Below are 13,274 nucleotides of genomic sequence, written 5' to 3'. Positions count from 1 at the left end.
CGATCGGCCGGCCCCCCGACCCCGATGAAACAAGGAGACTGACATGGCAACCCTCGACGGTTCCTCCATCAAGAAGCTCATCGTCGCGTGCGACGCCGGCATGGGCAGCAGCGTCATGCTCGCCTCGACGCTGAAGAAGCAGCTCAAGAAGAGCGGCGTCACCGTCGAGCACTCGCCCGTCGCCAGCATCCCGGCCGACGCCGACGTCGTCGTGACCCAGAACAACCTCGCCGAGCGCGCCCGCGGCGTCGTGCCGAACGTCCCCGTCGTCCCGTTCCAGCTCTTCATGGGCGACCCGAACGTCGCCAAGATCGTCAAGGCGATCCAGGACGGCTCGACGGTCGAGGTCTGAGCGTGAGCGACGAGCAGGCCCCGGCCCTGACGGCCCTCCTCGCGGAGTCGTCGATCCGCCTCGACGAGACCGCGGCCGACCGCGACGAGGCCATCCGGGCGACCGGTCGGGCCCTCGTCGAGGCCGGAGCCGTCGACGAGAGCTACGTCGACGCGATGTTCCAGCGTGAGCAGAGCGTCTCGACCTACGTCGGCGAGGGCGTGGCGATCCCGCACGGCACGCTCGCCGGCAAGGACAGCGTGAAGGCCGACGCCCTCGTCGTCCTGCGCTTCCCGACCCCGGTCGACTGGGACGGCAACGAGGTCAGCGTCGCGGTCGGCATCGCTGCGAAGGGCAACGGCCACATCGCCATCCTCAGCCAGCTGGCCAGCATCCTCATGGACCCGGACTCGGCCGCCGCCCTCCGCGGAGCGACGACGTCCGCCGAGGTCTACGAGCTCCTCGCCGCGACCGACGACGACGACGACTGACCCACGACGCCCCACCCCTGACGGCCCCGGCCGTCCACCCGACCGACGACCCGACCGGCTCGGTCGCGACCAAGGAGAAGAAATGCCCGAACGTACCGTCACCATCGCCTCGAGCGTCGGGCTGCACGCCCGTCCCGCCTCGCTCTTCAGCCAGGCCGCCGGCAAGACCGGCGCCAAGGTCACGCTGACGACCGCGGCCGGCAAGAGCGTCAACGCCGCGAGCATCCTCGGCGTGCTCTCGCTGGGCATCGGCCACGGCGAGCAGGTCACGCTGGCGACCGAGGGCGACAACGCCGACGCCGCCCTCGAGGAGCTCGCCGCGCTGCTCGAGACGGACCTCGACGCCGAGTAGCGCCACCCGCCCCGGAGGGCGTCGACGACCCCGGTCGTCGGCGCCCTCCGTCGTCCCCGGCCTGGCTAGGCTCGGCGCATGACCGTCGAGCCCACGCCCCCCGCCCGCCGCGCGCCCACGCAGGTCGACGCCGTCGCCGAGGGCTGGGTCGACACGCTGGTCGACCTCGACCCGACCGTGGCGACCTGGATCGGCCGTGAGGGCCGGACGGGCGAGTACGGCGACTACTCGCCCCGGGGCCACGAGCGCCGCGTGGAGGCGGTCCGCGCGGCCCTCCGCGACCTCGAGGCGGCACCGGCGGTCGACGACGTCGACCTCGTGACGCGCGACGACCTCCGGAGCGAGCTGGAGCTCGACCTCGAGCAGGCCGAGCAGCGGCTCGAGCTGCGTGACCTGAACGTGATCGCGTCCCCCGCCCAGGGCATCCGTGAGGTCCTCGACCTCATGCCGACCGACAGCGCCGAGGAGTGGTCCGACGTGGCCTCGAGGCTCGCCGGGGTCGACCGTGCCGTGGCCCAGTACGTCGAGACGCTCCGGCTCGGGGTGCGGGAGGGCGTCGTCCCGGCCCGTCGCCAGGTCGAGGCCGTGGCGGAGCAGTGCGCGCGGATCGGCGATCCGGAAGGCTTCTTCACCGAGCTGACCGCGCGACCGGTCCTCGCCGACGGGAGCGGCGCCTCCGACGGGCTCGTCCGAGACCTGCAGGAGGGCGCGCGCTCGGCGGGCGCGGCCTACCTCGGCCTGCGGTCGTTCCTGCTCGACGAGCTGCTGCCCGCCGCGGGCGTCGACGACGCCGTGGGCCGGGACGCCTACGCCCTGCACTCGCGGCGCTTCCTCGGCGCGACGATCGACCTCGACGAGACCTACGAGTGGGGGCTCGACGAGCTCGCGCGGACGGCGGCCGAGCAGGAGGCGGTGGCCGGGCAGATCGAGCCGGGTGCCTCGGTGGCCCGGGCCATCGCCGTCCTCGACGAGGACCCCTCGCGGCAGCTCGAGGGCACCGACGCGCTCCAGCAGTGGATGCAGGGCCTCAGCGACCGTGCGGTGGCCGAGCTGGCGGGCACCCACTTCGACGTCCCGGAGCCCCTGCGCCGGCTGGAGTGCCGCATCGCGCCGACGAAGGACGGCGGCATCTACTACACGGGTCCGAGCGACGACTTCTCCCGGCCGGGCCGCATGTGGTGGTCGGTGCCCGAGGGCGTCACGCGGTTCAGCACCTGGCGTGAGACCACCACGGTCTTCCACGAGGGCGTCCCGGGCCACCACCTCCAGATCGGGCAGGCCGTCTGGGCCCGGGGCACGCTCAACACCTGGCGCCGTCAGCTCGCCGGCACCTCCGGCCACGCCGAGGGCTGGGCCCTCTACGCGGAGCGGCTGATGGACGAGCTCGGCCACCTCGCCGACCCGGGCGACCGCCTCGGCATGCTCGACGGGCAGCGGATGCGGGCGGCGCGCGTCGTCATCGACATCGGCGTGCACCTGGGCAAGACCGTCCCGGGCACGACGCAGCGGTGGGACCACGCCCACGCCCTGCGGTTCCTCACCGAGAACGTCTCGCTCGACGAGTCGTTCGTGAGGTTCGAGGTCGACCGGTACCTCGGCTGGCCCGGGCAGGCGCCCTCGTACAAGGTCGGGCAGCGCATCTGGGAGGAGCTGCGGGCCGAGCGGACGCGCCGCGCCGGGGGCTCCCTCGACGTCGTCGCCTTCCACCGCGAGGCGCTCCAGCTCGGGGGAGTGGGCCTCGACACGCTCCGACGCGCCCTCCTGCGCTGACAGGTGTCGGCCACCCGGGGGAGGCGCGGCGCGCGGGGCCTCGGTCGTTGCCGCGTGCCCGGGCACGGAGCTATGATGTGGAGGCGCTTCCTGCGCCGATCTGTCCGCCCGCCGTGGCCGACTCCCCCCGACGAGACACTCCTCGGGACGACCGCGGCCCGATCCATGCTTTCACTGGAGCACTAACTACATGACAACCGTAACGACCAAGGCACCCAAGCAGGTCGCCATCAACGACATCGGATCCGCTGATGACTTCCTGGCCGCGGTCGAGAAGACTCTGAAGTTCTTCAACGACGGCGACCTCATCGAGGGCACCGTCGTGAAGATCGACCGCGACGAGGTCCTCCTCGACGTCGGCTACAAGACCGAGGGCGTCATCCCCTCGCGCGAACTCTCGATCAAGCACGACGTCGACCCCACGGAGGTCGTCGAGGTCGGCGACACCGTCGAGGCCCTCGTCCTCCAGAAGGAGGACAAGGAAGGCCGTCTGATCCTGTCCAAGAAGCGCGCTCAGTACGAGCGTGCCTGGGGCGACGTCGAGAAGATCAAGGACGCCGACGGCGTCGTCACCGGAACGGTCATCGAGGTCGTCAAGGGCGGCCTCATCGTCGACATCGGACTCCGGGGCTTCCTCCCCGCGTCGCTCATCGAGCTGCGCCGCGTCCGCGACCTCACGCCCTACCTGGGCCAGGAGATCGAGGCGAAGATCCTCGAGCTCGACAAGAACCGCAACAACGTGGTCCTGTCGCGCCGTGCGCTCCTCGAGCAGACGCAGTCCGAGAGCCGCACCACCTTCCTCAACAACCTCCACAAGGGCCAGGTCCGCAAGGGCGTCGTCTCGTCGATCGTCAACTTCGGCGCCTTCGTCGACCTGGGCGGCGTGGACGGCCTCGTGCACGTCTCCGAGCTCAGCTGGAAGCACATCGAGCACGCCAGCGAGGTCGTCGAGGTCGGTCAGGAAGTCACCGTCGAGATCCTCGAGGTCGACCTCGACCGTGAGCGCGTGTCGCTCTCGCTCAAGGCGACGCAGGAGGACCCGTGGCAGGTCTTCGCCCGCACGCACGCCATCGGCCAGGTCGCGCCCGGCAAGGTCACGAAGCTCGTGCCGTTCGGTGCGTTCGTCCGCGTGGCCGACGGCATCGAGGGCCTCGTGCACATCTCCGAGCTGTCGGCGAAGCACGTCGAGCTGGCCGAGCAGGTCGTCGCCGTCGGCGACGAGGTGTTCGTCAAGGTCATCGACATCGACCTCGACCGCCGTCGCATCTCGCTGAGCCTCAAGCAGGCCAACGAGGGCGTCGACCCCGAGGGCACCGAGTTCGACCCGGCGCTCTACGGCATGCTCACCGAGTACGACGAGCAGGGCAACTACAAGTACCCCGAGGGCTTCGACCCGGAGACCAACGAGTGGCGCGAGGGCTTCGAGACCCAGCGCGAGAAGTGGGAGCAGGACTACGCTGCCGCCCAGGCTCGCTGGGAGGCCCACAAGAAGCAGGTCGCGGCGTCGCTCGCCGAGGAGACCACCTTCGACGTGCCGTCCGGTTCGACGTTCTCGAGCGAGTCGGCCGGCGCCGGCACGCTCGCCGACGACGAGTCGCTCGCCGCTCTGCGCGAGAAGCTGTCGAACAACAACTAGTCACGCCGCACCTGACGGTGCAGCAGACCTGACCACGAGGCGGTCCCCGAGAGGGGGCCGCCTCGCGGCGTTCCCGGGCTCGCCGGTGCCTCACCGGGTAGCCTCGGCGGATGTTCGTCTGTGGGCTGACCGGGGGCATCGCCGCCGGCAAGAGCGTCGTGTCCCGTCGTCTCGCGGAGCGGGGCGCGGCCGTGGTCGACGCCGACCTCCTCGCCCGCGAGGTGGTCGAGCCCGGCACCCCCGGCCTCGCCGCGATCGCGGAGAGGTTCGGCGGCGGCGTCCTGGCTGCCGACGGCAGCCTGGACCGTCCGGCCCTCGGGGCCCTGGTGTTCTCGGACCCGGGGGCCCGCCGTGACCTCGAGGCGATCACCCACCCCGCCGTCCGGGAGCTCTCTCGCCGGCGCATGGCCGAGGCGGTGGCCGACGACCCCGCCCGAGTCGTCGTCTACGACGTCCCCCTGCTCGTCGAGACGCGGGGAGCAGGGGAGTTCGACGTCGTCGTCGTGGTCCACGCCCCTGCCGAGGACCGCGTCGCCCGGCTCGTGCAGCTCCGCGGGATGCCCGAGCAGGAGGCGCGGCGCCGGGTGGCGGCGCAGGCGGGCGACGACGAGAGGCTCGCCGTCGCCGACCTGGTCGTCGACTCCTCGGGGTCGCTGGAGCAGACCCTGCAGCAGGCCGACGCCGTGCTCGACCGGCTCCGTTCGCTGTCAGCGGCGAAGGCGGGGGCCGCCCCCGGGCCGTCTGTCGGTGGCGACTCGTAGACTCGGAGGCATGGAACCGACCCGAAGTGTCCGCCCGTTCGAGGTCGTCAGCGAGTACGAACCGAGCGGCGACCAGCCCGCGGCCATCGCCGAGCTGGCGGGTCGCATCAACGCCGGTGAGACCGACGTCGTCCTGCTCGGCGCGACCGGCACGGGCAAGTCCGCCACCACCGCGTGGCTCGTCGAGCAGGTGCAGCGTCCGACGCTCGTGCTCGCCCACAACAAGACCCTCGCGGCCCAGCTCGCCAACGAGTTCCGCGAGATGTTCCCGCACAACGCGGTCGAGTACTTCGTCTCGTACTACGACTACTACCAGCCCGAGGCCTACGTCCCGCAGACCGACACCTTCATCGAGAAGGACAGCTCGATCAACGCCGAGGTCGAGCGGCTCCGCCACTCGACCACGAACTCCCTGCTCAGCCGCCGCGACGTCATCGTCGTCAGCACCGTGTCGTGCATCTACGGCCTCGGCACCCCGGAGGGCTACCTCGAGGCCATGATCGCGCTCCAGGTGGGCCAGCGCATCGACCGTGAGACGCTGATCCGCCGCTTCGTCTCGATGCAGTACCAGCGCAACGACATCGACTTCTCGCGGGGCAACTTCCGCGTGCGCGGCGACACCATCGAGATCATCCCGATGTACGAGGAGCTCGCCATCCGCATCGAGATGTTCGGCGACGAGATCGAGGCGCTGTACGCCCTGCACCCGCTCACCGGTGACGTCGTCAAGACCCTCGACGCCGTCTCGGTGTTCCCCGGCTCGCACTACGTCGCGGGCACCGACGTCATGCACCGGGCGATCGGCACCATCAAGGAGGAGCTGGCGGGTCGGCTCGCCGAGCTCGACCAGCAGGGCAAGCTGCTCGAGTCCCAGCGCCTGCGGATGCGGACGACGTTCGACCTCGAGATGATGGAGCAGATCGGCTTCTGCAACGGCATCGAGAACTACTCAGCGCACATCGACGGTCGCGGTCCGGGGGAGGCGCCCCACTGCCTCCTCGACTACTTCCCGGACGACCTCCTGGTCGTCATCGACGAGTCGCACGTCACCGTGCCGCAGATCGGTGCCATGTACGAGGGCGACGCCTCGCGCAAGCGCACGCTGGTCGACCACGGCTTCCGCCTGCCCAGCGCTCTCGACAACCGACCCCTGAAGTTCGAGGAGTTCCTCGACCGGGTCGGCCAGAAGGTGTACCTCTCCGCGACGCCCGGCAAGTACGAGCTCGGCATCACCGACAGCGTCGTCGAGCAGATCATCCGCCCGACCGGCCTCATCGACCCCGAGATCGTCGTCAAGCCGTCCGAGGGCCAGATCGACGACCTCCTGGAGGAGATCCGCACCCGGACGGAGCGCGACGAGCGCGTCCTCGTCACCACGCTGACGAAGAAGATGGCGGAGGAGCTCACCGACTTCCTCACCGAGGCCGGGGTCCGGGTCCGGTACCTCCACTCCGACGTCGACACCCTGCGTCGCGTCGAGCTCCTCACCGAGCTGCGTCAGGGCGTCTACGACGTCCTCGTCGGCATCAACCTGCTCCGTGAGGGGCTCGACCTGCCCGAGGTCTCCCTGGTCGCGATCCTCGACGCCGACAAGGAGGGGTTCCTCCGGTCGTCGACCTCGTTGATCCAGACCATCGGCCGTGCAGCCCGCAACGTCTCCGGCCAGGTGCACATGTACGCCGACGTCATGACCGCCTCCATGAAGCAGGCCCTCGAAGAGACCGATCGACGTCGCGACAAGCAGATCGCGTACAACACCGAGCACGGCATCGACCCGCAGCCGCTCCGCAAGAAGATCGCGGACATCACGGCGGCGCTGGCTCGGGAGGGCGCCGACACGGCGGCCCTCCTCGCCGGGCGCGACGGCAAGAAGCGGTCTCCCACCCCGAACCTCAGGCGCGAGGGCAAGGGCGCGGCGGCGGCCAACGGCATCGAGTCGATCATCGCCGACCTCAACGAGCAGATGCTCCAGGCCGCGGCCGAGCTGAAGTTCGAGCTGGCCGGGCGGCTCCGCGACGAGGTCGCCGACCTCAAGAAGGACCTGCGACAGATGGAGGCGGCGGGCCATGTCCGCTGACCGCCTCCGAGTCGTCGTCACGGGTGCGACCGCGGGGCTGGGCTACTTCGCCGCCGAGCGCCTGGCCGCCCAGGGGCACCGGGTCGTCCTCGCCGCCCGTGACCCGGAACGCGCCGTCCGCGCGGCGGACGCCGTCCGTGAGCGCGTCGCGGGGGCGGACGTCGAGACGGTCGACCTCGACCTCGCCGACCTCTCCTCCGTGCGCTCGGGGGCGGACGCCCTCGCCGCAGGCGGCCCCGTGGACGTCCTGCTCGCCAACGCGGGCGTCGTGGGCCAGCGGCGTCGCCAGACGACGGCCGACGGCTTCGAGCTGCAGTTCGGCACGAACCACCTCGGCCACTTCGCCCTCGTCTCGCACCTGATGCCCGCGCTCGACGCAGCTCAGGCCGGCCGCGTCGTCCACCTCGGCAGCATCAGCCACCGGTGGGTGCGACTCGACCTCGACGACCCGATGATGGTGTCGAGCTACTCGAGCTACGTGGCCTACGCGCGGTCGAAGCTCGCCGTCATGTCGTTCGGCTTCGAGCTCGACCGTCGGCTCCGTGCCGCGGGGTCGAGCGTCACGAGCGTCGTGGCGCACCCGGGCTTCGCCTGGGAGAGCCTCAGCGATCCCCGCCCGCCCGTCGTCGAGCCCCGCCGCCCGCCGGCCGTGGTCACCTCCATGATGCACACCTTCTCGCAGGGCAAGGAGGTGGGGGCCGAGCCGCTCGTCCACGCCGCCACGGCCCCCGACGTCGTCGGAGGGGAATACTGGGGTCCGGCCGGCTGGTTCCAGCTGACCGGGGCGCCGGCCAGGGTCCCCGCGAAGCGGCACGCCCGCGACCACCAGGCGGCCGAGCGGCTCTGGGCCGTCTCCGCCGGCCTCACCAAGACCCACCCCGCCCTGTGACGCAGGGCACGTCCTCCCACGGAGCAGGCCGACCGGCAGTGTCGGTGGTCTCCGTAGAATGGTAAGAGTGTCAATCTCTCCCGTAGATGGTTCCTCCGTGCTCAGCGTGCGCGGCGCCCGAGTCCACAACCTCGACAACGTCGACCTCGAGATCCCGAGAGACAGCCTCGTGGTCTTCACCGGCCTCTCCGGCTCAGGCAAGTCGTCGCTCGCGTTCGACACGATCTTCGCCGAGGGCCAGCGCCGCTACGTCGAGTCCCTCTCGGCGTACGCCCGGCAGTTCCTCGGCCAGGTCGACCGCCCCGACGTCGACTTCATCGAGGGCCTCAGCCCCGCGGTGTCCATCGACCAGAAGTCGACGAACCGCAACCCGAGGTCCACGGTCGGCACGATCACCGAGATCTACGACTACATGCGCCTGCTCTGGGCCCGGATCGGCATCGCGCACTGCGCGGTCTGCGGCGAGAAGATCAGCCGGCAGACCGTCCAGCAGATCGCCGACCAGCTGATGACCCTCGAGACGGGCACGCGCTTCCAGGTCCTGAGCCCCGTCGTCTCGAAGAAGAAGGGCGAGTTCGTCGACCTCTTCGCCGAGCTCGCGGCCGCGGGCTACTCCCGCGCGATCGTCGACGGGGAGCAGGTCCAGCTGTCCGCGCCCCCCGCCCTCAAGAAGCAGGTCAAGCACGACATCTCCGTCGTGGTCGACCGGCTCGTCGCCTCGCCCGAGGGTCTGACGCGCCTCACCGACTCGCTCGAGACGGCCCTCCGCCTCACCGACGGCCTGGTCACGGTCGACTTCGTCGACACCGACGCGGGCGCGGCGGGCAAGTACCGCACCTTCTCGGAGAAGCTCTCCTGCCCGAACGGCCACCCCGTGCAGCTGACCGAGGTGGAGCCGCGCACCTTCTCGTTCAACGCTCCCTTCGGGGCCTGCCCGGAGTGCTCGGGCATCGGCACCCGCATGTCGGTCGACACCGACCTCGTGCTGGGCGACCCCGAGCTGAGCCTGGCCGAGGGCGTCATCCTGCCCTGGACCAACTCGGGCAAGGGCCTCTACAACTACTTCCAGAAGCTCCTCGAGGGCCTGGCGATCGACCTCGACTTCAGCCTGCGCACGCCCTGGAAGGACCTGCCCGAGCGCATCCGCGAGGCCGTGCTCCAGGGCAACGACTTCGAGGTCACCGTGAAGTGGAAGAACCGCTTCGGCCGTGAGATGAAGTACTCGACGGGCTTCGAGGGCGTGATGCCCTACATCGAGCGCAAGTACGCCGAGGCGGAGACGGACAGCCAGCGCCAGCGCTACTCCGAGTACCTCCGCGAGATCCCGTGCACCGTCTGTGGCGGCAAGCGCCTCAAGCCGGAGGTGCTGGCGGTCACCGTGGCCGACCAGAGCATCGCCGACGTCGCCGACCTCAGCCTCGCCGACGCCTTCGCCTTCATGAACGGCCTGACCCTGACTCCGCGCGAGGCACGGATCGCGGCCCAGGTGCTCCGCGAGATCCGCGTGCGGCTCGAGTTCCTCCTCGAGGTCGGCCTCACGTACCTCTCCCTCGCCCGCTCGGCGGGCTCCCTCTCGGGCGGTGAAGCGCAGCGCATCCGGCTCGCGACGCAGATCGGCTCAGGCCTCACCGGCGTGCTCTACGTCCTCGACGAGCCCAGCATCGGCCTCCACCAGCGCGACAACCGGCGGCTCATCGACACGCTCGTCAAGCTGAAGGACCTCGGCAACACGCTGATCGTCGTCGAGCACGACGAAGACACCATCAAGACCGCCGACTGGGTGGTCGACATCGGGCCGGGCGCCGGGGTCAACGGCGGCCACGTGGTCCACTCCGGCAGCTACGAGGACCTCCTCGAGAACCGCGAGTCCTACACCGGCGACTACCTCTCCGGCCGCCGCTCGATCGAGACGCCGACGAGCCGTCGCCCCGTCGACCCCGACCGGGTCATCACGGTCGTGGGCGCCAAGGCGAACAACCTCAAGAACGTGACCGTCGAGTTCCCGCTCGGCGCGTTCGTCGCGGTCACCGGCGTCAGCGGCTCCGGCAAGTCGACGCTCGTCAACGACATCCTCTACAAGGTCATGGCCAACAAGCTCAACGGCGCCCGCCAGATCCCCGGCAAGCACCTCCGGGTCACGGGCCTCGAGGCCCTCGACAAGGTCGTGCACGTCGACCAGGCGCCCATCGGTCGCACCCCCCGGTCGAACCCGGCCACCTACACGGGTGTCTTCGACCGCATCCGCAACCTGTTCGCCGAGACGGTCGAGGCCAAGACGCGGGGCTACCTGCCGGGCCGCTTCAGCTTCAACGTCAAGGGCGGCCGCTGCGAGAACTGCGCCGGCGACGGCACGATCAAGATCGAGATGAACTTCCTGCCCGACGTGTACGTCGCGTGCGAGGTCTGCGGCGGTGCCCGCTACAACCGCGACACGCTCGCCGTCCACTACAAGGGCAAGAACATCTCCGAGGTGCTCGACATGCCGATCAGCGAGGCGGCGGTCTTCTTCGACCCCATCTCGGCGATCTCGCGCTACATGAAGACCCTCGTCGACGTCGGCCTAGGCTACGTCCGCCTCGGCCAGAGCGCGACGACCCTCAGCGGCGGCGAGGCACAGCGCGTGAAGCTCGCCACCGAGCTGCAGAAGCGCTCCAACGGCCGCAGCGTCTACGTGCTCGACGAGCCGACGACCGGCCTCCACTTCGAGGACGTCCGCAAGCTGCTCCTCGTGCTCAACGGCCTGGTCGAGAAGGGCAACACCGTCATCACGATCGAGCACAACCTCGACGTGATCAAGTCGGCCGACTGGCTCATCGACATGGGCCCCGAGGGCGGGGCGGGCGGCGGCTCCGTGCTGGCCACCGGCACGCCGGAGCACCTCGCGACGGTGCCGGAGAGCCACACGGGGGTGTTCCTCGCCGAGATCCTCGAGCAGGGCCACGCCGCACCCGGCCCCGCCGCCGCCAAGCGGCGCCAGGGAGCGGCCGCACGTCGCCGGGAGGCCGTCGAGGCCCGATGAGCAACACCGTCTCCTGGCGCCCCCCGGCGGGCGAGATCCCGACCGACCCCGGGGTCTACCGGTGGCGGGACGAGCGCGGCCGCGTCCTGTACGTGGGGAAGGCCAAGAACCTCCGTGCTCGTCTCAGCAACTACTTCGCTCCGCTGCCGACCCTGCACGAGCGCACCCGGCGCATGGTGCTCACCGCGCGGTCGGTGGAGTGGACGGTCGTCGGCAGCGACATCGAGGCGCTGCAGCTCGAGTACACGTGGATCAAGGAGTTCGACCCGCCGTTCAACGTCAAGTTCCGCGACGACAAGACGTACCCGTTCATGGCGGTGACCCTGGGCGACGAGGCGCCGCGGGTCATGGTGACGCGCAACCCGAAGATCAGGGGCGCGAAGTACTTCGGCCCCTACCCCAAGATCTGGGCCGTCCACGACACCATCGACCAGATGATCAAGGTCTTCCCGATCCGCACCTGCTCCGACAGCAGCTACAAGAAGGCGATGCAGACCGGCAAGCCCTGCTTCCCGGGCCAGATCGGGCGCTGCGGCGGGCCGTGCTCGCACCGGGTCTCGATCGAGGAGCACCGCGTCATCGTCGACGAGTTCGTCAAGTTCATGGGCAGCTACGACAAGCGCGTCATCGCCGACAAGCAGAAGGCCATGAAGACCGCGGCCCTCGAGCAGCGCTACGAGGACGCCGCCCGGTACCGCGACCAGGTGCAGGCCCTCGAGGCCGTGCTCGACAAGTCCGCCGTCGTTCTCCGCGACTCCGCCGACCTCGACCTGTACGCCCTGGCGGAGGACGAGCTCGCCGCCGCCGTCCAGCTCTTCACCGTCCGCGGCGGCCGCATCCGGGGCTCGCGGGGCTGGGTCGTCGACAAGGAGATCGACATCTCCTCCGGCGACCTCGTCGAGCAGGTCCTCCAGGGCAGCTACCCGGCCGGGGCCGAGGTGCCCCGCGAGATCGTCGTCAGCGCCGTGCCCGACGACGTCGAGGCCCTCGAGGCCGTGCTGGGCGACGTCCGTGGCCGAGGGCGCGTGCAGGTGCGGTCGGCCCAGCGGGGGGAGAAGGCCGCGCTCATGCAGACGGCCATGCTCAACGCGCAGCAGTCGCTGATGCTGTACAAGACGCGACGGAGCGCCGACTTCGCCACGAGGTCGACCGCCCTGGCGGACATCCAGGAGGCGCTGGGCATGACCGAGGCGCCGCTGCGGATGGAGTGCTACGACGTCTCGCACCTCTCGGGCACCAACATCGTCGCGTCGATGGTGGTCTTCGAGGACGGCCTCCCGCGGAAGGACCAGTACCGCCGCTTCAGCATCCCGCAGTCCACCGACGACACCGAGTCGATCTACCAGACGCTCAGCCGCCGGCTGGCCCGCCTCGACGACGAGCTCGCCCCGGTCGAGGAGGTCGGCGAGCAGCGCAAGCGCTTCGCCTACCGTCCGAACCTCCTCATCGTCGACGGTGGCCAGCCCCAGGTGGCCGCCGCTCGCCGTGCCCTGGACGACGCCGGCGTGACCGACATCGCCCTCTGCGGCATCGCGAAGCGGCTCGAGGAGATCTGGCTGCCCGACGACGACTTCCCCGTCATCCTGCCCCGCAACTCCGACGCCCTGTTCCTCATCCAGCGCATCCGAGACGAGGCGCACCGGTTCGCCATCACGTTCCAGCGCCAGCGCCGGAAGCGCGACGTGGCGACGCAGCTCGCGGAGATCCCCGGCCTCGGGCCCGCCCGCGTGGCGGGGCTGCTCAAGCACTTCGGCTCCGTCAAGCGACTCAAGCAGGCCGACGTGGACGAGATCTCGTCCATCCGGGGGATCGGTCCGACCCTCGCGGCGGCCGTCGTCGCGCGGCTCGGGTCGACGAGCGACGCCGAGGTCGCCGAGGCCGACGAGGCCCGCCCCGAGCCGGACCAGGCCACCTCGGCCGTCTAGGATCACACCCACCCCGTGCCGAC

General features: G+C 70.5%; 10 protein-coding genes. All 10 read left to right on the top strand.

Annotated features, from left to right (window positions below):
- Window positions 1–43: 43 nt before the first annotated feature.
- The 10 genes from IFT45_RS16740 (at window position 44) to uvrC (ending at window position 13,251) form a co-directional block, all read left to right on the top strand.
- Entirely contained in the window at window positions 44–352 is a 309-nt protein-coding gene (locus tag IFT45_RS16740; protein WP_167259182.1) for a PTS lactose transporter subunit IIB, read from the top strand.
- Between the two features lie 2 nt (window positions 353–354).
- Window positions 355–822: a PTS sugar transporter subunit IIA gene (locus tag IFT45_RS08450; RefSeq protein ID WP_235491174.1), complete on the top strand. Its 468-nt coding sequence runs from the start codon at window positions 355–357 to the stop codon at window positions 820–822.
- Window positions 823–904: 82 nt separating this feature from the next.
- Window positions 905–1,174, top strand: coding sequence for an HPr family phosphocarrier protein (locus IFT45_RS08445; protein ID WP_185232661.1), 270 nt, complete (start codon window positions 905–907; stop codon window positions 1,172–1,174).
- A gap of 78 nt (window positions 1,175–1,252) precedes the next feature.
- Complete coding sequence (locus IFT45_RS08440) at window positions 1,253–2,944, top strand: DUF885 domain-containing protein (protein ID WP_192127651.1); 1,692 nt, start codon at window positions 1,253–1,255, stop codon at window positions 2,942–2,944.
- Window positions 2,945–3,134: 190 nt separating this feature from the next.
- Entirely contained in the window at window positions 3,135–4,580 is a 1,446-nt protein-coding gene (gene rpsA / locus IFT45_RS08435) for a 30S ribosomal protein S1 (RefSeq protein WP_056054793.1), read from the top strand.
- A gap of 110 nt (window positions 4,581–4,690) precedes the next feature.
- Complete coding sequence (gene coaE / locus IFT45_RS08430; RefSeq protein ID WP_185232665.1) at window positions 4,691–5,341, top strand: dephospho-CoA kinase; 651 nt, start codon at window positions 4,691–4,693, stop codon at window positions 5,339–5,341.
- A gap of 10 nt (window positions 5,342–5,351) precedes the next feature.
- Entirely contained in the window at window positions 5,352–7,418 is a 2,067-nt protein-coding gene (gene uvrB, locus IFT45_RS08425) for an excinuclease ABC subunit UvrB (protein WP_056054801.1), read from the top strand.
- Window positions 7,408–8,307 carry an SDR family NAD(P)-dependent oxidoreductase gene (locus IFT45_RS08420; protein WP_192127650.1) on the top strand — a complete coding sequence of 300 codons (900 nt, stop codon included), beginning with the start codon at window positions 7,408–7,410 and terminating at the stop codon, window positions 8,305–8,307. Before uvrB ends, IFT45_RS08420 begins: the two co-directional genes overlap by 11 nt.
- 58 nt (window positions 8,308–8,365) lie before the next feature.
- Entirely contained in the window at window positions 8,366–11,326 is a 2,961-nt protein-coding gene (gene uvrA / locus IFT45_RS08415) for an excinuclease ABC subunit UvrA (RefSeq protein WP_192127649.1), read from the top strand.
- Window positions 11,323–13,251, top strand: a complete 1,929-nt coding sequence (uvrC, locus tag IFT45_RS08410) for an excinuclease ABC subunit UvrC (protein WP_192045702.1) — start codon at window positions 11,323–11,325, stop codon at window positions 13,249–13,251. The genes uvrA and uvrC overlap by 4 nt, the downstream gene beginning before the upstream one ends.
- Window positions 13,252–13,274: the final 23 nt, after the last annotated feature.

Origin of the sequence: Frigoribacterium sp. CFBP 13707, from assembly GCF_014842245.1 — a bacterium.
Lineage (GTDB): Bacteria > Actinomycetota > Actinomycetes > Actinomycetales > Microbacteriaceae > Frigoribacterium > Frigoribacterium endophyticum.
This window is presented reverse-complemented; position numbering and strand designations above follow the sequence as displayed.